This window comes from Streptacidiphilus cavernicola, from assembly GCF_042510955.1.
Classification (GTDB): Bacteria; Actinomycetota; Actinomycetes; order Streptomycetales; family Streptomycetaceae; genus Streptacidiphilus; species Streptacidiphilus cavernicola.
The window spans coordinates 82,945-100,869 of sequence record NZ_JBHFAB010000009.1 but is presented as its reverse complement, the minus strand read 5'-3'; the positions used below and the strand labels follow the sequence as shown (position 1 = coordinate 100,869).

Here is a 17,925-nt window from a genome sequence, read left to right as displayed (position 1 = left end):
TCCCGTCTTCCGTGATTGGCGGGGTGATGCCGATTGTGATGCCTCGACTCGTCGCAATGCGCAACTTGGAACCCCGGAGGCGCTGGTCCGGCCGCCGACGGGCAGCGAGAGTCGTTCAAAGGCCGTGGTCACAGCCGTCAGGGCGACCTGGGACAGCGGTCGGTGAGAGCAACAGGAGATGTGAGGGTGTTCGTGGATGTGACGATGGAATCGACCGGATTCTGGCTCGGACCGCAGGGGCCGGTGAACACCGGGGTCTCCTGGGCCGACGGCCGGATCACCCGTGAGGACACGGCGGCGGAACCGGGTGTCCTGCCGGACGGTGCTCCGTACGTGGTGCCGGCGCTTCCCGTCGAGGTGCACTGCCACGGAATGGGGCCCATCGACTTCTCGGACTTCGCGGCGATCGACCTCAGGGAACTGGACAAGGTCGCCGCGGCCGAGGGCGTGCTCTGTATCCCGACGCTCTACCTGCGGCGTGAACGACTGGACGGCTTCGTCGAGTTCATGCGCGGCTACGCCGAGCTGCGGGCGGCCGGCGAACTGCTGTTCGTCCCGGCGATCGCCCTGGAGGGCCCGCTGGTCGCCAGTTTCGGCGGCACCCCGGCCAACGCGGTGTGGGCCCCGTCCAAGGCGGAGTGGGAGAAGCTGGCGAGCTGCGGGCCGCTCGGCCTGGTCTACATCATGCTCTCGCCGGACGCGTTGCAGTCCAGCTCCTACCTGGCCGCGCAGTTCACCCGGGACCACCCGTCGCTGGAGTGGATCGTCACCCGGCTGGTGGAGAGCGGCGTCCGGCCCGCGCTCGGGCACTTCGCCAAGGAGGACCCGCAGCTGGGCGCGGACTGCGTCGAGGTGGTGCTCGCCGCGGCCGAGGCCGCCGAGTGCCCGCACGCCGGCGTCCGGGTGGTGACCGACCACCTGTTCAACGAGATGCCGCTGCTCATCAAGCACGCGTTCCGCACCCGCCGGGCACGGGCCGGGCGCGAGGCCGTGCTGGCCGGCTACGACCTGCCCTCGTGGAACCTGGCGGACCTGCACGAGCAGGTCGGCCCGGTGCCCGCGGCGATCATGCGGGGCGCGCACGCGGGACGCATCGCCGCCTGCCTCAACTTCGACGGCGAGCACGTCGACTACGCCATCGCCAAGCGCGCCATCGAGATCGTCGGCGCGCACAACATGATGCTGATGACGGACCGCAGCGACACCGCCCGGCTGGCCGGCCAGGACCTGCACCAGGAGGAGGACTCCAACCTCTGGTACCAGGAGGAGGGCGTGGTCGCGGCCGGCACCCTGCCGATCGACGCGCAGATCGCCAACGTGCGCGGACTGGGCGTCAGCGAGCACGACATCTGGCGGCTGGTCTCCTTCACCGCCTACCGCACCTTCTTCCCCGGGATCGACCTGACCGCGCCCGTCGTCGGCATCGGGTCACTCGTGACGGCGGACCACCGGCGCATCGTCCTGCCCTGACCCGGTGCCGTCCCAGCAACACGAACGAGGTACTGCCATGAGCACAGCGCCCCTGCACGACATCCCCCCGCACGTCCTGCCCGCGGTGACCCGCTCACCCGCCAAGGCCGCTCTCTACGGGGTGGACAACTACTTCCGCGAAGGCTGCTGGACCTTCGCGGAGCAGTTGGACGACGTGCTCGGGGTGACCCTGTGCGTCCTGAAGCCCGAGGCCGCGGCGGGCCGGCGGTACCAGGTGGCGCTGCGGGCGCTGCGCGACAACGGGTTCCATCCGGTGGACGTGCTGCGCTTCCGGCACGACCGGCTGACCATCCGGGAGACCTGGCGCTACCAGTTCAACTTCGCGGCCCACGAGCGCATGGACGCGATGGACCTGGTACTGCCGACCATCGACTCGGTGCTGCTGGTGGTCAGGGACGAGCAGTGGGCGCCGGGGCGCACTCCGGCCTCGGTGCGGCTGACCGACCTGAAGGGCCCTTCGGCCCCCGAGCTGCGCCGCCCCGAGCACCTGCGGCAGCGGCTCGGCGCGGTCAACGGGCTGTTCAACTTCATGCACACCTCGGACGAGCCGATCGACGTCATCCGGGAGCTGTCGGTGCTCACCGGGTCCGAGCGGCGCGAGGCGGTCAGGGAGCGGATCAGGGCCGGCCATGACGCGCTGGCCGAGGCCGAGGCCGCCTTCGCCGAACTGGAGGCGGGCACCCCCGAGCACGACCTCGACCTGGAACGGAGCTGGGAGCGGCTCACCGGCTCCACCGCGCCGGTCGGGGAACTGGCCAGGATCCGGGCCAAGGGCGGCGAGGTCCCGCTCGCGGACGTGATGGCGGCGGCGCGTTCACCGTTCGCCGAACCGGCCGACCACTGGGACCTGCTGTCCGTCATCACCCACACCATCGAGTTCAACACCCCGGGCATCGGGCGGATCTTCCCCAACGTCATGTTCTCCGCCTGGCAGGAGGACCCGGACGGTGGGGCGGCGTGAGTGCCTTCACCGGGGCCAGCGTCTGCGTCTGCTACCAGGTCGGCGAGGACGAGATCCTCGGCTGGATCAGGCGGGGTGCGGCCAGCGTCGAGGACCTCGGCGAGATGTGCCGGGCGGGCCAGGGCTGCGGCGACTGCCACGAGTCGCTGGAGGAACTGCTGGAGGACGTCAGCGCGGAGGGACCGCCCGATGAGCGCTGACCCCGCCGTTCCCGACGGCTTCGCCGACTTCTGGGCGGAGACCCTCGCGCAGGCCGCAGTCCACCCGCTCGACCCGGTCTTCACCCCGGAGGCCACACCGCTGACCGGGCTGCGGGTGCTCGACGCCGCGTTCAGCGGCTCGCGCGGCCACCGGATCAGCGGCTGGCTGGTGCTGCCCGCCCGCTGGACCGGACCGATTCCCTGCGTCGTCCAGTTCCTCGGCTACGGCGAGGGACGGGGCCATGCCGTGGACTGGCTGCTCTGGCCCGCCGCCGGCTACGCGACGCTGGTGGTGGACACCCGCGGCCAGGGCGGGAGCGGCCTGCGCCCGGGGGCGACCCCGGACCCGGTCGGGCTGGTCCACCCCCAGGTCCCGGGCTTCGTCACCCGTGGCGTGCTCGACCGGTACGGGTACTACTACCGGGACGCCTACGTCGACGCGGCCCGCGCCGTGGACGCGGCCAGGGCACATCCCGCGGTCGACGGCCGCCGGATCGCGGTCGCCGGGTGCAGCCAGGGCGGTCAGCTCGCCCTGGCCGCCGCCGCGTTGAACCCGCTGGTGGCGGCGGCACTGGTGGAGTCGCCGTTCCTGGCGGCGGTGACCGGCCCGGCCGACCTGCCCGACCAGCAGCCGTACCGGGAACTGCTGCGGTTCTGCCGGTTCCACCCGGAGCTGGCGGAGACGGCGCTGGCGACCGTCGCCTGGTTCGACGCGGCGGCCATGGCCGGCTTCGCGCACTGCCCGGCGCTGTTCGCGCTGGCCGGCCGCGACGACCGCTGCCCGCCCGGCACCGGCCTGGCCGCGTACGACCGCTACGCGGGTGAGAAGTCCCTCCGGACCTGGCCGCTCGCCGGGCACGCGGAGCCCAATCCGTACCAGCGCCTGGCCGAGGTGGAGTTCCTCGCCCGGGTGCTCGCCGACCCCGGTCCCGCCGTGCCTGCATTCTGGCAAGAAAGGTAAGACGTGCTCCTCGCTCACTGTCCGCCCGTGGACCAGCTCACGGAGATCCCCCCCGAGGTGCGGGGGGAGGTCACCCGCTCACCCCTCAAGGCCGACCTCTACGCGCTGGACAGCTACTTCCGCGAGGGTTGCTGGACCTTCGCCGGCGACCTGCCGGACACCCTGGGCGTGGCTCTGTGCATGATGAAGTCGGAGGCCACCGCAGGCCGCCGGCTGCGCAAGGGGCTGGACGCGCTGGCCGACCGCGGCTTCCGCCCGGTGGACGTGGTGCGGTTCCGGCACAACCGGCAGACCATCCGCGAGGTGTGGCGCTACCAGTTCAACCTCGCCACCCGGGAGCGGGTCGAGGCGATGGACGCGGTGCTGCCCAGCACCGACACGGTCTGCCTGGTGCTCTGGGACGAGCAGTGGCAGCCGGGCCGGATCCCGGCCGCGGTGCGGCTCAACTCCCTTAAGGGGCCTGCTGATCCGTCGCTGCGCCGCCCCGAGCACCTGCGCCACGGGCTCGGTGTGGTGAACGGGCTGTTCAACTTCCTGCACATCTCCGACGAGCCGGTGGACGTGATCCGGGAGATCGCCGTGCTCTGCGACGAGCCGCGGCGCGAACGGGTGCGGGACCGGATCAGAGCCCGCCACGACGCCCGGTCCGAGGTCCTCGGCATCTTCGACGACCTGGAGCGGCTGCACCCGGAGCACGACTTCGACCTCGAACTGAGCTGGCAGCGGCTCACCGCGGTGCCGGGGCCGGCCGGTGAGCTGGCCCGGCGCCGGGCGGCCGGCGCGGAGACCGGTATCCGCCCGGTGCTGGACGTGGTCCGCGACGTCCCGCTCGACGCCTCCTACCGCTGGGACCTGCTCACCGTGGTCACCCACCTGCTCGACGTGATGAACGTGCCCGGAGTCGTCCCGGCCGTGCCCAACGTCGACGTCGAGTGGGCGGAGCAGCGATGACCCTCCGTTTCGGCATCGTCGACGGCTACTCCACCGGCCGCTTCCTGGTGGGGCAGCTCAGGGACTCCGGCGCCGAGTGCGTGCACGTGGCCAGCCAGTCGGACATGCCCGCGTACTTCAGCTCCTCGCACGACCCCTCGAACTACATCGCCGACCTCGGCCACGACGCCGACCCGCGGCGGACCGCCGACCGGCTGCGCGAGCTGGGGGTGTCGGCGGTGCTGCCCGGTACCGAGTCCGGTGTGCTGCTGGCCGACCGGCTCGGCGACCTGCTGGGAACCCCCGGCAACGACCCGGCGCTGAGCGAGGCCCGCCGGTCCAAGCCGCTGATGGCGGAGACCGCGCTCGCCGCCGGGGTGCGCGCCCCGCTCGGGCTGCGGGTGGACTCGCCCGCGCAGGCCCGTGCCTGGTGTGTCGAGCGCGGGGTCACCGAGGCCGTGGTCAAGCCGGTCGACAGCGCGGGATCGGACAACGTCCACTTCTGCGGCTCGCCGGACGAGGTCGCCGAGGCGACCGCCGTGGTGCTGGCCGGGCACAACCTCTACGGCGCGCGCAATGTGACCGCCCTGGTCCAGGAGCGGGTGTTCGGGCCCGAGTTCTACGCCAACACGGTCTCGGTCGACGGCGAGCACAAGATCGCCGAGATGTGGCGGTACACCAAGCGGCTTGGGCCCGGGATGTCCCCGGTCTACGACTACGAGGAGCCGGTGCCGGTCGGCGCCGACGAGTACCGGCAGGTGTCCGCGCACGTCCGCGGCGCACTGACCGCACTGGGCATCCGCAACGGCGCCGCCCACACCGAGGTGATCCTCACCGCCGAAGGACCGGTCCTGATCGAGACCGGGGCGAGGCTCGGCGGCGCGACGACGCCCTGGCTGGTCGAGAAGTTCTGCGGGGTCTCGCAGACCCGGCTGCTGACCACGGCGCTGGTCGACCCGTCCGCCTTCCGCGGCTTCGACGACAGCCGGGTGGCCTGGTCCGAGCACGTACGGAACGTGTCGTTCATCAACCCGGTGGCCGGCGTGGCCCGTTCGGACGACTGGCGGACCTGGCTCGGCTCGCTCCCCAGCTGCGCCGAGGTGGTGTCCGGGGTCGCGGTCGGCCAGACCGTGCCGGTCACCGTGGGCCTGACCGTCTCCCCCGGCTTCGCCTACCTGGTCTCCGACCGCGCCGCCGACGTCGAGCGCGACTACGCGCTGCTGCGCGCGCACGAGGAGCAGGGGCTCTACCTGAACTGACGCGGCAGCTACCCCCGCCGCCCAGCACCGTCCGAACCGAAAGGGAACACCATGGCCTTCGAGGCACCGTCGCTCACACTCAAGTACGGCAGTGGGCGCGAGGCGTCCGCGGAGGGGCGCGAGGCGCTCCTGAAGGGCCGGCTCGCCGAGCTCCAACTGCCCACCGCCGCCGACGTCCACGAGAAGTACCCGGCCTTCGTCGACGCCAGCAGCATCTTCGTCAGCGGTTCGCTGATCTGGGGATGGGCGCACGCCAACAGCGACCTGGACCTCTACGTCATCTCCAAGGAGCCGTTCGTCGCCGGCCCCGGCATGGAGACCTTCGAGCGGCACGTCTCCACCGCCGACCCGCTGATCTGGATCACCCTCGGCGAGTTCGGCCCGTTCCGCACCGACATCGAGATCTGGCGCGAGGAGCAGGTCGACGAGATCATCGACCGCTTCGCCAAGGGCGTGCCCAACCAGGAGGTGCCGGACATCGGCATGTCCGAGCACGACATGCTGCACCGCCTGGTCAGCGGCGCCCCGATCGCCGGCGACGACTGGTTCGCCGCCCGCAGGGACGCGATCCGGGCCGGCTCGTTCGGCTCCTGGCTGGCCGAGAGCAAGAAGCTGGACGCCGAGGGCTTCCTGGAGGACGTGGCCGGCCTGCTGGCCTCCGGCGACGAGCACGCCGCCGTCATCGCCGCCCGCGAGGCGTTCAACCGCAGCCTCACCGGCCTGCTGGCGCTGTACGGAGAGTACGGCGTCTCGCCGAAGTGGAACTTCAAGCGGGTGCTGAGCGCCCAGCCGGCCGAGATCAGCAAGGACGAGGCCTGGGAGCTGATCACCATGAAGGGATGCTACGAGCAGCCCGGTGCCTGGGCGGAGCACGCCGCGGCGGTGGCGACCCGTCTGCTCATCGCGGTCGAGGAGAAGACGGCATGACCGACCAGAACTGGATCCCGCAGCGGACCACCGGCCTGTTCACCCGGCGTTCGGACACCGGCACGCTGATCGAGACCTACCACGACGCCTACGAGACCAACCACGTGGGCGCGTTCATCTGGTCCCAGTGCGGCATCGGCCTGAACGCCGGGGAGATCGTCGAGCGTACGGCGGAGAAGTACCAGGCGCAGCCGGACGAGGTGCGCGACACGGTGTCGGCCTTCCTGGAGGAACTGCAGCAGCGGGGTTTCCTGAAGTGACCGGACGGTTGAAGTCCTTCTTCTCGCTGCTGGGCTGGTGGGACGTACTCGCCAAGCCGGGCACCTCGCGACTGCTCGGGGTCAACGGCCTGGTCGACGCGGCCGGCATGGGCCTGAGCGTGATCTGCCTGCCGTTCTACTTCGTGCAGGTGGCGGGCTTCAGCAACGCGCAGCTGGCGGTGGTCCTCACCGCCGGCGGCGTCACCGAACTGCTGGTGGCCGTTCCGGCCGGCGCTCTCGCCGGCCGGTTCGGCCTCCGGCCGTACTCGGTGTTCACCCGGGTCGGCCGGGCGGCCGGCTACCTCGGCCTGGTCCTCACCCATGACTTCACGGCGCTGCTGGTGCTCTCGGTCCTGCTCGGCGCGCTGCGCGCGGGCAACAACGGGCTGATGCAGAGCCTCGTCGCGGCGGCGGTCCCCGGCGACAGGACCGGGATGTTCGCCGCGATCCGGGCCCTTCGCAACATCGGCTACCTGGTCTCCGGCAGCGTCGGCGCGGTCCTGCTCAGCACCGGTTCCGGCAGCACGGTGGTGGCCGGCCTGCTGGTCAACGCGGTCACCTACGCGGTGGGCGCGGCACTGGTGTCCCGGGTCCCGGCGGCCCCGGCCGCGGCGCAGGAGCCGACCGGGTTCGACTGGTCGGTGCTGCGGGACCTGGACTACCTGGGACTGATCACCTCCTCCGCGGTCTTCACCAGCTCGCTGCTGGTGCTGAGCGTCGCGCTGCCGCTCTGGGTGCTGCGCATCGGCGGCGTCCCGGAGTGGACCGTGGGCGTCGTGGTCGTCATCAACACGGCCATGGTGATCCTGCTCCAGCACCGCTGCTCCCAGGGGGCGAAGACGCTGGCCGGCAGCCTGCGGTCACTGCGGATCTCGCTGGCCGGGTTCGCGGGCATGGCCGCCCTGTTCTGCCTGTCCGCGGTGCACAACGCGGTACTGGCCACGGTGGCGGTGCTGCTGGCCGGGGCCCTGCTGACGGTCGGGGAGCTGTTCGAGGGCCCGGCCTGGTGGACCATCAGTTTCGAACTGGCCCCGCCGGAGCGGAACAAGCACTACCTGGCGGCGTTCGACCTCAACATGGCCCTGGTCAACGTCGGCGGGCCGACCCTGTTCGTGGTCATGGTCCAGGCGGAATGGGTCGGTTGGGCGCTGTACGCGGCCCTGCTGGCTGCCGCGACAGTGCTGGCCCACCTGCTGGTGGCCCGGCGGTCCCGGCGGATGGCGCCGGTCGCGCTCGCGGAGACCGGTGTGGCGGCATGAGCGGGAGCACGGCCGCCGGGGTGCTGAGGACGGTGAACCTCGGCGTCGAACGGACCGGCTGGTGGACCTACGGCCTCGGCCGGAGCGGCATCGACAAGCGCCCGGTGCAGCGGCGGGTCCAGGCCCACCGCGACGGGCTGATCGGGGACCTCATCGTCAACACCAGGGCCCACGGCGGTCCCGACAAGGCGGTGTACGCCTTCGCTTCGGAGGACTCCGCCTTCTGGGCCGCGGAGTTGGGCCGGGAGATCGGCCCGGGGAACTTCGGGGAGAACTTCACCCTGCAGGGCGTGGACGTCACCCGCGCCGAGATCGGCGAGCGCTGGCGGATCGGCACGGCGGAGTTCGAGGTGATCCGGCCGCGCAAGCCGTGCCGGGTCTTCGCGGGCTTCTGGGACGTACCGGACCTGGTCGAGCGCTTCATCGCGAACGGCGCGCCGGGGGCCTACCTCCGGGTACTCCGGGACGGCGACGTCGGCGCCGGGGACCCGGTGGAGATCAGCCACCGGCCGGGCCACGGCATCACGGTCAACCTGATGCTCCGTGCCCTGACCAAGGAACCGGAACTGCTGCCGCGCCTGCTGGAGGCGCCGGAAATGCTGCCGAAGGCGCAGGACAAGGCGCGGCGCTGGATCGCCGCCCAACAAAAGAAGGAGCTGGCACAAACATGAGCACCACCACCTCTCCGCTGGTCGACCCGGCCCGGCTGGCCGCACTCGACTGGAAGGACATGGCCAGGCTGAACCCTCAGCTGGACCGGCTGCTGGAGGAACTGGCGACCTCGCCGACCTGGCTCAACGACGCCATCGACCATGTGCTGGCCACCCCCGAGCTGCTGGTGCAGAGCGAGCGGTTGCAGGAACTGGACCGGGTCGTGCTGGTCAACGACGAGGCCAGCGGCGTCCGGATCCGGCTGCACGTGTTCCGCGAGCGCTTCTTCGACCGTCCGCACAACCACCGCTGGAGTTTCGGCACCCGGATCCTGGCCGGCAGTTACACGCACTACCTCTTCGGCGACTACCCCGACCTGTCGCCCGCGACCGACGCCAGGGAACTGGCCCCGGTACTGGTCCGGGAGGAGCTGCCCGGCACCGGCTACGTCATCCGCCACACGCTGCTGCACTCGGTCGGCGCGGTCCCCGAGACCACCTCGCTGATCGTGCGCGGACCGGCGGAGAAGGACCGGTTCGTGGTGTCGAACCGGGACACCGGCGAGGCGTGGTGGCAGTACGGCCACCCGGTCGAGGACCCCGAGGAGGTCGCCAAGCGGCAGCTCGGCGCGGTGAAGGTCGAGGAGATCCGCGGACTGCTCAAGCGTCAGGGCGTCATCCGGTGACCTCCGAACTGCCGGTCGAGCTGGTGATCTTCGACTGCGACGGGGTGCTGGTCGACAGCGAGCGGATCGCGGTCAGGACCCATGTCGCCCTGGGCGCCGAGTACGGCTGGCCGATGACCGACCGCGAGGTGGTCGAGGAGTTCGTCGGACGTTCCACGATGTCGATCGCGGAGAAGATCCGGGCCAGGCTCGGCGCCCGGGTGGCCCAGGACTGGGACGAGGAGTTCCGGGTCCGGCACCAGATCGCGGTGGACCGGGAGCTGGAGGCCGTGGACGGCGTGGTGGCGGCACTCGACGCCATCGACCTGCCGTGCTGCGTCGCCTCCAGCGGCGGCCACGAGAAGATCCGGCACACCCTGGGGCGGACCGGCCTCTACGAGCGGTTCGAGGGCCGGATCTTCAGCGCGACCGAGGTCGCCCGGGGCAAGCCCGCCCCCGACCTGTTCCTGTACGCGGCCGAGCGGATGGGTGCGGATCCGGCCCGGTGCGCCGTGGTCGAGGACAGCCGCCCCGGCGTCCAGGCCGCCCGTGCGGCGGGGATGCGGGCCTTCGGCTACGCCGGCGGGGTCACCCCCGGTGCCTGGCTGGAGGGGCCCGGCACGGTGGTCATCAATGACATGCGCGCCCTTCCGGCCCTGCTCGGAGCCCCCGTCAGCACCCCTGAGGAGAACCTGCGGATGCCCCTGGAGATCGAGCGGAAGTTCCTGGTCGAGGCTGGGCACCCGCTGCCCGGCAGCCTGCCGCGGTTCATCGCGCAGGGCTATCTGACCGATGCCGCCGACAGCACCGAGATCCGGCTGCGGCAGTCCGGCGGCGAGACCCGTCTGCTCACCCTGAAGCGTGGCTCCGGCCTGGTCCGCACCGAGTTGGAGACGGAGGTCACCGCGGAGAACTTCGCGGTGCTGTGGCCCGCGACCGAGGGCGCCCGGGTGGTGAAGCACCGCTACACCGTCGCGGTCGGTGAGCACACCGCCCACCTGGACGTCTACGCGGAGGCCCTGACCGGGTTGCGCACGGTCGAGGTGGAGTTCGGGTCGGTCGCCGCGGCGGAGGCCTTCCAGCCGCCGGCCTGGTTCGGCCGCGAGGTCACCGGGTCGTCAGCATTCCGCAACCAGAGCCTCGCCGTGCGCGGGCTGCCTGAGAACGAGACGAGGATGTGACGAAGATGTCCGAACCAATGAACCAGGACCGACTCACGGCGCTGCGGAGCCTGTCGAGCCTGCAGCCGCTGCTCCCGGTCGAGCAGTCGGTGGCAGCGGTGGAGGCCGTGGGCGGCGTCGCCGCGGCGGGCTTCCTGGAACTGCTGCGGATGCGCTCGTTGGTGATGCGCCGACTGGCACCGTTCCAGGAGCACCACCCCGAGGTCCGCGCCTGCATGGCGGCCATGCGCCCCAAGGCCGACAGCATCCGGCACATGCACGCGGTGCTGGGGGAGAACCTGGCCCGGCTGGACCGGATCGGCAGGGACGCCGGCATCGAGCTGTTCGGTGGCAAGGGGCTCGGCGCCCGTGCCACCTACGCCGACGCGTCGGTGCGCGACTTCAGCGACCTGGACATCTTCGTGCGCACCCGGGCCGACGCCACCCGGCTGGTCCACGCGCTGCGCGACGGCTTCGGCTACCAGTACCTGGACCGGGAACTGCCGTGGTTCAAGTACGACCCGGAGGAGGAGCTGCTCTACGGGCAGTTCCCGCTGGTCGCCCCGGACGGCGACACCGACCTGCTCAACGTCGACATCCACTTCGGCGACTACTCGGTGCGCTACAGCAGCCGGCTGGGCCTGACCCCGACGCTCCCGGACCGCGGGCCCGGCCTGCACACGGTGCCGGTCGAGGAGAACCTGGCCTGCGTCGTCAACAACGCGGCGGGTGACTTCTTCGTCACCGCCAAGGACACCAACGACCTGCTGATGGCGCTCTCCCAGCCCGAGTTGGACATCGAGCGGCTGGCCCTGCGGTTGAAGCAGGCGGGACTCGACGCGTTCTTCGGCTTCATCTGCGCCGAGCTGAAGGCCTCGTCCGTGCTGACCCCGGAACAGCAGGAGCGGTTCGACCGGCTCCCGGCGGTCGCCGGTCTGGAGCCGAGCCCCAGGCCGGACCGGCCGGACTGGGAGCTGCGCTGCCTGGCGACCGTCGTGCACACCTTCGCCGCGCACGAGGGCCAGGGCCGGACGGCGGCGCTGAGGACGTCGATGGACGCCTACGACTACTACCGGGGGCCGCTGGTGCTGTCGCTGGCCGGGGCGGACTCCGCCCCTGCCCCGGTGATCGGCCTGAACCCGTGGTCCTGCGTCCGGCTGGTCCCGGTGCCCTTCGCCCGGCGCCTGCTGGACGGAGCGCCGGTCCCGGCGGACCGGGCCGACGGCCGGTCCGCACCGGAGCGGCGTACGGCCATCGCCGGGGATCCCGACGTGGAGCGGGTCGACCTGCCGGAGGGCACCTTCGTCCGGATCGCCGACGAGGTGTTCGTGGCCACCGTCTGGTACGAGCTCTCGCCCGACGTCATCGCCGGTGCCGAGCGGGAGTCGGCAGCGCTGGCATGATCGATCTCACCGGCCCTCCGCGTCCCTGGCCAGAAGCCCTGGCCGGTGGCTTCGGCGACTCCGTCGCCAGGGCGTTGGCCTGCTCCGACCGTTGGAGCACGCCGCAGTCCCCGGGCGACCCCGCGCTGCTCGACCGGCTGGGCGAGCTGTTCGGGGCGCCGGAGGGCCGGACCCGGGTCACCGGCGGAGTGCGGTCCTTCGCCAGTGCCTGGGCCGGCCGGACCGCGACCGCGATCATCGAGCGGCCGAGCTTCTCCGAGGTGCCGGAGATCCTCGCCGGGGTCGGACCGCTGCGGCGCGAGCCCTGGGACCGGATGGCGGGGGCCGCCGCCGAGTCGGCCGGACCGGCCACCCTGTGGCTGACGACCCCGGCGCGGAACCCGGACGGCCGGTCGCTCGACGGCGCCGCGCTCGCGGACCTGGCGAAGTCGGCCGAAGCCGGGCACCAGGTCGTGCTGAACCAGGTCTACCGCTGGTTCGCCCCGAACGGGCCGGTGCCGGAAGGAGTCTGGACGGTCACCTCCTTCGCGAAGCTCTGCGGCGGCGGCAGCCGGCTGGGCTGGGCGGTCGCGCCCTCGGCCGGACCCTGCGACGCCGCGTTGCGGGCCTGCGCACCGTCCACGGTGTGGCAGCGGGCCTGGGCGGACTTCCTCAGCGGGCGCGTCGTCGCCGGCCTGCTGGCCTCCTGCGTCGAACCGACCCTGGACGCCAGGAAGGCCTTCACCGCTCGGGCGGCCGAGCTGCTGGGCTGGGAGTTCGCCGGTGCCGGGCCCTCGGTGGTGCTGGTCGACCCGGAGCCGGCCGAGGGGCCCGCGGCTGTCGGCGGCGCAGGCGCCGAGGCCGGGGCACTGGCCGCGCTGGCCGCGGCAGGGGTGTCCGCCTCACCGGGCGCCGCTTTCGGGATGCCGGTGTCCTCGCTGCGGTTGGCCTTCTCCGGCGCCTCCGCGCCGCAGGCCCGCGAGGCGGCCGAGCGGATCGCCAGGGCCGTCGAGCGGACCGGTTTCCGTCTACGGCCCCCGGACGCGTTCCAGGGCTGACACCACTCAGGAGTTGGGCATGGAGTTTCTGGTCGAGCGTTTCTTCGCGCTGCTCCCGCGCTACGCCGCGGCGGGAGCAGCGCCCTTCCACCCGGCTGGGGAGACGTTTCACGCCCGGCTGGCGCGCGAGGAGGTGCGGGTTTTCGAGTGCGCGGACGGCGGGACGCCGGTGAATAGCGCCGAGGTGCCCGCTGCCCGCGCGTCGGCGCTGCCCGGAATTTGGTGCCGCGGTGTGCCGCTGCATTCCTCGTGGACGGATGTCGAGGTTCCGCTGCGCCGATTCCACGAGCTCCTGGTCCCGCACGGCGTGCTGGCCGTCGGTTTCGACGGAACTGCTCCGGCCGTCCCCCTGCTCGACCGCGCCGGATTCGACCTGGTCGGCCGCTTCCCGGGGGCGGGCGGGGTGGAATACCTGCTCGGCACAAAACGTGCCGACTGCTGTTCCGGCCGGCGGCGGATCCTGCACGACCGCAGTGGTTTCACGGACTGAGGTCGGGTGCCGGCGCCGACGCGTCAAAGGCGGCCCGGTCCTCCAGCGCGAGCAGGAAGCCGAGCTGCAGTCGGTTGACGGCGCCGAGGTCCTGCTTGATCCGTTGGATGTGGCTCTGCAGCGAGCGCGAGCTGATGCCGAGCCGCCGGGCGATGGCGGCGTCCGAGTGTCCGCGTATCAGCAGCCGTTTGATCGAGTACCTGAGGTCGGGCAGGACCTCGGCCGCCGCCAGCGCGGAGTGGTTGGGGACGAACGGGTACGCGGCGGCCCGGTCCCAGGCCCGGCCGAAGTCGTCGCTCAGGAATCCGACGAGAGCAGGGTGGGTGATTCTGAGCGCGCGGGTCCTGTCGGCCGTGCAGGGAATGAAGGCGACCCGCCGGTCGAATACCAGAAGCCGTTCGAAGAATTCGCTCAGGGTGCGGACCTCGGCGCCTATCTCGGTGACCGAGCGCACGTATTCTTTGGTCGCCTCGTCGAATCTGGCGGTGTGCTGGTAAAGTGTCCGCATAGTGACGCCGGATTTGACTTTGTCTTCTATGGAGGCAAGTGCGTCGGTCAGCGTGCTCGGCGGGCGCGGGCCGTCCGGCTGGGCCGTGAGGATTTCCTTCCGTGCGGAATCCACCTCTGCATCGATCGCGGCCGATATATTGGGCAGGCCGGATATCTCCTCGCCCCAGGGCACCCCCGGGCCGACCGCGGCGGAGGCTCCCGCGGGGCGCCGGGCAAGCGCCTGGTCGAGTACGGCGGCCTGCTCGGCCGCGAGCACGGCGGTCTCCCTCAGCGCGTCGAGAAGGTCTCTGACCACGGGAATGTCCGGTGCTTTGGGCGCCTGGCAGTGGGGGCAAGACGTCGGTCTTGTGACCTTCTTGTCCATGCTGGACCCCTCATGTCTGTGCGATGCAAGATCATGAACCATGGTGTGGGTTGGTCCTGGATCCGGCCTCAGCAATAATCTTCGGTGTTCGGACTATATCGTTCCTCACTCGAATCATGTGAGTGCGGGACGCCCCCCACGAGGATCACGGAGTAAGAAATGGCCATGGCTGACAAAACCAGGAGAGTCGCGCGGAAGGCAGCCGTGGCAGCCCTGGTCGCGCTTGCCGGGTTCGGCGCCGTGGCCGCGTCCGGTGCGGGAGTCCACCAGTCGGCCACTCGGCAGGCGGCGGATGTCGGTTGGAACTCGGTGACGCAGCCGGGGGCGTGAAAGCAGCGTCCGGGTCGCCGTGACGATTTCTTACCGAGAATGAGGATCTGATATGGAGAAACTGAACCCGGTCCTGCACATCGGCTGGGACCCGCGGCCGATCGGCGCCCTGCACCGGGCCGGCGCGGAGGTCACCTGCGTGGTGCCGGCCAAGGACGCCCCGGGCGTCCGCGCGGCCGGAGCCGCCGCGATCGTGGTGCCGGACCCCGGCAGCGTCGAGGACATCCTCGGCGGTCTGGCCCGCAACTCGCTCGCCCCCTCCGACTTCGCCGCGGTCTGCAGCGCCAACGAGTTCTACCTGGTGCAGGCGGCGGCCGTAGCGGAGGTCGGCGGGGCGCTCGGTGCCGGATCGACGCGCACGCTGGCCATGCGGGACAAGTTCGTCCAGAAGGACCTGCTGCGCCGGGCCGGCCTGCGGACCGCGGGCCACACCCTGGTGGAGAGCCTGGAGCGGTTCGACCCCGACACGCTCGCGCTGCCTCAGGTGATCAAGCCCCTGCACGGTGCCGGTGCGATGCACACGGTCGTGGTGCGGGACCCGGAGGAACTGCGGGACGCGGTCGCGGCGGCCCGTCAGGTCGCCGACGGCCCCTGGCTGTTCGAGGACTACGTCCCCGGCCAGGAGTTCTTCGTCGACGGCGTGGTCCGTGACGGCTGCGTGCTCGCGTTCTCGCTGTCCCGGTACTTCCAGAACATGATCGAGTGCCACGGCGGCGGCGTCGTCGCCTACCAGACTCTCACCGAGAGCGAGGCGCCCGAGCTGTACGCGGAGTCCCGGACCCTGGCCGAGTCCGCGTTCAAGGCGCTGGACTTCCAGGACGGCGTCTTCCACCTGGAAGTCTTCTGGGACGGCCAGGAAGCGGTCTTCGGCGAGTGTGCGGCCCGGGTGGGCGGCGGACGCGCGGACCGGGTCTTCGAGCTGACCTTCGGCATCAACCTGCACGACGAGTGGGCTCTGGCCGCACTGGACCTGCCGTCGGGCATCCAGGGCGAGCCGGTGCGGTCGGCGGAGTGCTTCGGCGGCCTCAACCTGCAGTGCCCGCAAGGCGTCGTGGTCTCGGTGCCGACACTGGAGCAGACCCTGGCCCGCCCCGGCGTGGTGGAGGCCGACATCTACCTGGTCCCGGGTGCCGTCGCACCCGACTTCAACTCGGCCAGCCACATCCGGTCGGGACAGGCCGTGCTGACCGGCGCCGACCTGCGGCAGGTCGCCGAACGGGTGACCGGGCTCGGCACCTGGTTCCATGACAGCGTCGAGGTCGCCCCGGCCGGCGGCTGAACCCACCCGGAGGACCGGACATGCACGACGACTACCTCAGCGGCACGATCGACGCCTACGACCGGAACCCGCTGCGCTACGAGGAGGCGACCGGGGCGATGACCCCGGTCGCCGAGCTGGACGCGTTCCTCGCGCTGCTGCCCGACCCGGCGGCCCGGGTGCTGGACGTCGGCTGCGCCTTCGGGCGCGACACCGCGCTGCTCGCCGAACGGGGCCTGCGGGCGGAGGGGGTGGACCTGTCGGCCGGCTTCCTCGAACGGGCCCGGCAGCTGCACCCGGAGCTGGCCTTCGGCCGGATGGACGCCAGGAGCCTGGACTTTCCCGACCGGACCTTCGGCGGCGTGTGGTGCCAGGCGACCCTGCTCCACCTCAGGGACGAGGACGTCGCCGCCGCGTTCGCCGAGTTCCTCCGGGTGCTGGTCCCCGGCGGGGCGCTGTTCGCCAGCTTCAAGGAGGGGGAGGGCGAGGAGGAGCTGGTCGAGCGGTTCAGCAGCGACGGCGCCCGCTTCTACCGGTACCAGACCGTGCCGCGGGTCACCACGATGCTCCAGGACGCCGGGTACCGGGTGGCCGCGGTGGACCGCTCCAACGAGTTCGAGCGGTTCGGTCCCGGCTACCGCGACCTGACCTGGATTCACGCTTACGCGGTCAAGCCCGCGGTGGACTGACCCGCCGTCGGCGGGTCCAGCGGGGGAGCAGCAGGCCGAAGAGGTAGGCGAGGGCGACGCCGACGACGGTGGCGCCGACGCGTTCGTTGAAGCGTCCATGCGCCTGGGCCGGGTCGGTGTGCAGCAGCAGGAGCAGCACCAGGAAGGTCGGCACGGCCGGGAGCACGTACCAGCGGCTGGCCTGGGTGGCTGTCGCGGCGACGATCGCCAGCAGGACGGCGAGGCCGTACACCGGGTTCGGCGGGTCGGCGCGGAGCAGGAGCAGTGCCGCCACACCGCCGACCAGGACCGAGAGGACGCGGCCGACGCTGCGCAGCCGCTGCATGTCCGCCACCGGGCGCATCACCATCAGGGCGGCGACGACCGGCCAGCCGGGGTGGGTCGGCGCGAGGGCCAGTCCGCAGGCCGCGGCGGCGGCCCCGGCGGCGCCGAGGCGCAGGCCGTAGTCCAGCGCGTGGTCCCGGTCGAGCGGGGGGCGCGGGGCGGTGGCGGTGGGTGCGGTGGCGGGGGGCTGGGTGGGGAGGGGCCAGGGTAGGGACAGCAGGTAGGCGTACAGGGAGCCGCAGGCGATCAGGGCGGTGACGCCGAGGGCGGAGGAGACGTCGTCGTAGCTGAGGCCGGCGCCGACCAGCGGCAGGCACAGCGACATCGCCAGCACCCCCACCCGGCGCCGGGCCGCCAGCAGCGCCGCGGCGACGGCGAGGACGAACAGTCCGGCCACCGCCAGCCACGGGAGCTGCACCAGCAGCGAGCCCGCCAGGATGGACAGCGCCGCGCACACCCCCACCACCAGCACCGCGAACCGCCCCCGGCGGGTCGGCGGCAGCCCGATCGCCACCGCGGGCAGCAGCCCCACGGCCAGGGACATGCTCTGCGACGGGTCGTGCGGAGCGACCGCCGCGGCGGGCAGCGCGTAGAGCAGGCCGCGCAGCGCGCCGTCCCAGCGCCACACCAGCCCCGACCCTGCCGATGCCACCGTGCGTGCCCCCTGCGTCTGCCGCGGAACCTGACTCCTGACCCTGACCCCAGTCCACCCCGCCCCCGGCCACCGGGCACCCGGGACGGGTCCGAGCGAGTGAGCGGGAGTGAGCGGCCGAGCGGGGCTGTGTCGAAAGTGGCAC

18 protein-coding genes and 1 pseudogene are annotated in these 17,925 nt (G+C 71.9%); 17 read left to right on the top strand and 2 right to left on the bottom strand.

The window, feature by feature from the left end; translation table 11 throughout:
* The first annotated feature begins 204 nt into the window (after window positions 1–204).
* From ACEZDE_RS14535 to ACEZDE_RS14465, 15 genes and pseudogenes are all read left to right on the top strand, one after another.
* Window positions 205–1,470 carry a hypothetical protein gene (locus ACEZDE_RS14535; RefSeq protein ID WP_380536322.1) on the top strand — a complete coding sequence of 422 codons (1,266 nt, stop codon included), beginning with the start codon at window positions 205–207 and terminating at the stop codon, window positions 1,468–1,470.
* 37 nt (window positions 1,471–1,507) lie between these two features.
* Window positions 1,508–2,452 carry a hypothetical protein gene (locus ACEZDE_RS14530; RefSeq protein WP_380536320.1) on the top strand — a complete coding sequence of 315 codons (945 nt, stop codon included), beginning with the start codon at window positions 1,508–1,510 and terminating at the stop codon, window positions 2,450–2,452.
* Window positions 2,449–2,652 (top strand): (2Fe-2S)-binding protein, encoded by a 204-nt coding sequence (locus ACEZDE_RS14525; RefSeq protein ID WP_380536319.1) that lies wholly within the window; start codon window positions 2,449–2,451, stop codon window positions 2,650–2,652. Before ACEZDE_RS14530 ends, ACEZDE_RS14525 begins: the two co-directional genes overlap by 4 nt.
* Window positions 2,642–3,613, top strand: a complete 972-nt coding sequence (locus ACEZDE_RS14520) for an acetylxylan esterase (RefSeq protein ID WP_380536317.1) — start codon at window positions 2,642–2,644, stop codon at window positions 3,611–3,613. The genes ACEZDE_RS14525 and ACEZDE_RS14520 overlap by 11 nt, the downstream gene beginning before the upstream one ends.
* A gap of 27 nt (window positions 3,614–3,640) precedes the next feature.
* A complete protein-coding gene (locus ACEZDE_RS14515) occupies window positions 3,641–4,564 on the top strand; it encodes a hypothetical protein (RefSeq protein ID WP_380536315.1) in 924 nt (307 codons plus the stop codon).
* A complete protein-coding gene (locus ACEZDE_RS14510; protein WP_380536313.1) occupies window positions 4,561–5,802 on the top strand; it encodes an ATP-grasp domain-containing protein in 1,242 nt (413 codons plus the stop codon). Before ACEZDE_RS14515 ends, ACEZDE_RS14510 begins: the two co-directional genes overlap by 4 nt.
* A 51-nt stretch (window positions 5,803–5,853) precedes the next feature.
* Complete coding sequence (locus ACEZDE_RS14505) at window positions 5,854–6,729, top strand: hypothetical protein (RefSeq protein WP_380536312.1); 876 nt, start codon at window positions 5,854–5,856, stop codon at window positions 6,727–6,729.
* Window positions 6,726–6,989 carry a PqqD family protein gene (locus ACEZDE_RS14500; RefSeq protein ID WP_380536311.1) on the top strand — a complete coding sequence of 88 codons (264 nt, stop codon included), beginning with the start codon at window positions 6,726–6,728 and terminating at the stop codon, window positions 6,987–6,989. Before ACEZDE_RS14505 ends, ACEZDE_RS14500 begins: the two co-directional genes overlap by 4 nt.
* On the top strand, window positions 6,986–8,248 hold the full coding sequence (locus ACEZDE_RS14495) for an MFS transporter (RefSeq protein ID WP_380536309.1): 1,263 nt from the start codon (window positions 6,986–6,988) through the stop codon (window positions 8,246–8,248). Before ACEZDE_RS14500 ends, ACEZDE_RS14495 begins: the two co-directional genes overlap by 4 nt.
* Entirely contained in the window at window positions 8,245–8,919 is a 675-nt protein-coding gene (locus tag ACEZDE_RS14490) for an MOSC domain-containing protein (RefSeq protein WP_380536307.1), read from the top strand. Before ACEZDE_RS14495 ends, ACEZDE_RS14490 begins: the two co-directional genes overlap by 4 nt.
* Entirely contained in the window at window positions 8,916–9,584 is a 669-nt protein-coding gene (locus tag ACEZDE_RS14485; RefSeq protein WP_380536306.1) for a hypothetical protein, read from the top strand. Before ACEZDE_RS14490 ends, ACEZDE_RS14485 begins: the two co-directional genes overlap by 4 nt.
* A gap of 8 nt (window positions 9,585–9,592) precedes the next feature.
* A pseudogene (locus tag ACEZDE_RS14480) lies at window positions 9,593–10,231 on the top strand (HAD family hydrolase); the annotation flags it as partial.
* A 518-nt stretch (window positions 10,232–10,749) separates the two neighbouring features.
* Window positions 10,750–12,126, top strand: coding sequence for a nucleotidyltransferase family protein (locus tag ACEZDE_RS14475; RefSeq protein ID WP_380536304.1), 1,377 nt, complete (start codon window positions 10,750–10,752; stop codon window positions 12,124–12,126).
* Window positions 12,123–13,163 carry an aminotransferase class I/II-fold pyridoxal phosphate-dependent enzyme gene (locus ACEZDE_RS14470; RefSeq protein ID WP_380536303.1) on the top strand — a complete coding sequence of 347 codons (1,041 nt, stop codon included), beginning with the start codon at window positions 12,123–12,125 and terminating at the stop codon, window positions 13,161–13,163. The genes ACEZDE_RS14475 and ACEZDE_RS14470 overlap by 4 nt, the downstream gene beginning before the upstream one ends.
* A 19-nt stretch (window positions 13,164–13,182) precedes the next feature.
* Window positions 13,183–13,653 (top strand): hypothetical protein, encoded by a 471-nt coding sequence (locus ACEZDE_RS14465; RefSeq protein WP_380536301.1) that lies wholly within the window; start codon window positions 13,183–13,185, stop codon window positions 13,651–13,653.
* Here the strand turns inward: ACEZDE_RS14465 and ACEZDE_RS14460 are convergent.
* A complete protein-coding gene (locus tag ACEZDE_RS14460) occupies window positions 13,643–14,527 on the bottom strand; it encodes a helix-turn-helix transcriptional regulator (protein WP_380536299.1) in 885 nt (294 codons plus the stop codon). The two genes, ACEZDE_RS14465 and ACEZDE_RS14460, sit on opposite strands and share 11 nt — an antisense overlap.
* A 382-nt stretch (window positions 14,528–14,909) precedes the next feature.
* On the opposite strand from ACEZDE_RS14460, the gene ACEZDE_RS14455 reads away from it, so the two are divergent.
* Both ACEZDE_RS14455 and ACEZDE_RS14450 read left to right on the top strand, forming a co-directional pair.
* The gene (locus tag ACEZDE_RS14455; protein ID WP_380536297.1) at window positions 14,910–16,136 is read left to right on the top strand and encodes an ATP-grasp domain-containing protein; all 1,227 of its coding nucleotides are present in this window, start codon (window positions 14,910–14,912) and stop codon (window positions 16,134–16,136) included.
* 20 nt (window positions 16,137–16,156) lie between these two features.
* Entirely contained in the window at window positions 16,157–16,804 is a 648-nt protein-coding gene (locus ACEZDE_RS14450) for a class I SAM-dependent methyltransferase (protein ID WP_380536295.1), read from the top strand.
* On the opposite strand, the gene ACEZDE_RS14445 is transcribed toward ACEZDE_RS14450, so the two are convergent.
* Entirely contained in the window at window positions 16,785–17,780 is a 996-nt protein-coding gene (locus tag ACEZDE_RS14445; RefSeq protein WP_380536294.1) for an FUSC family protein, read from the bottom strand. The two genes, ACEZDE_RS14450 and ACEZDE_RS14445, sit on opposite strands and share 20 nt — an antisense overlap.
* Window positions 17,781–17,925 lie beyond the last annotated feature (145 nt).

Excerpts from the sequence above, each read along its gene's own strand:
- ACEZDE_RS14475 (WP_380536304.1), top strand. The coding sequence starts at position 10,750 with ATGTCCGAACCAATGAACCAGGACCGACTCACGGCGCTGCGGAGCCTG.
- ACEZDE_RS14490 (WP_380536307.1), top strand. The coding sequence starts at position 8,245 with ATGAGCGGGAGCACGGCCGCCGGGGTGCTGAGGACGGTGAACCTCGGC.
- ACEZDE_RS14470 (WP_380536303.1), top strand. The coding sequence starts at position 12,123 with ATGATCGATCTCACCGGCCCTCCGCGTCCCTGGCCAGAAGCCCTGGCC.
- ACEZDE_RS14505 (WP_380536312.1), top strand. The coding sequence starts at position 5,854 with ATGGCCTTCGAGGCACCGTCGCTCACACTCAAGTACGGCAGTGGGCGC.
- ACEZDE_RS14510 (WP_380536313.1), top strand. The coding sequence starts at position 4,561 with ATGACCCTCCGTTTCGGCATCGTCGACGGCTACTCCACCGGCCGCTTC.
- ACEZDE_RS14460 (WP_380536299.1), bottom strand. The coding sequence starts at position 14,527 with ATGGACAAGAAGGTCACAAGACCGACGTCTTGCCCCCACTGCCAGGCG.
- ACEZDE_RS14455 (WP_380536297.1), top strand. The coding sequence starts at position 14,910 with ATGGAGAAACTGAACCCGGTCCTGCACATCGGCTGGGACCCGCGGCCG.
- ACEZDE_RS14485 (WP_380536306.1), top strand. The coding sequence starts at position 8,916 with ATGAGCACCACCACCTCTCCGCTGGTCGACCCGGCCCGGCTGGCCGCA.
- ACEZDE_RS14530 (WP_380536320.1), top strand. The coding sequence starts at position 1,508 with ATGAGCACAGCGCCCCTGCACGACATCCCCCCGCACGTCCTGCCCGCG.
- ACEZDE_RS14535 (WP_380536322.1), top strand. The coding sequence starts at position 205 with ATGGAATCGACCGGATTCTGGCTCGGACCGCAGGGGCCGGTGAACACC.
- ACEZDE_RS14520 (WP_380536317.1), top strand. The coding sequence starts at position 2,642 with ATGAGCGCTGACCCCGCCGTTCCCGACGGCTTCGCCGACTTCTGGGCG.
- ACEZDE_RS14500 (WP_380536311.1), top strand. The coding sequence starts at position 6,726 with ATGACCGACCAGAACTGGATCCCGCAGCGGACCACCGGCCTGTTCACC.
- ACEZDE_RS14450 (WP_380536295.1), top strand. The coding sequence starts at position 16,157 with ATGCACGACGACTACCTCAGCGGCACGATCGACGCCTACGACCGGAAC.
- ACEZDE_RS14465 (WP_380536301.1), top strand. The coding sequence starts at position 13,183 with ATGGAGTTTCTGGTCGAGCGTTTCTTCGCGCTGCTCCCGCGCTACGCC.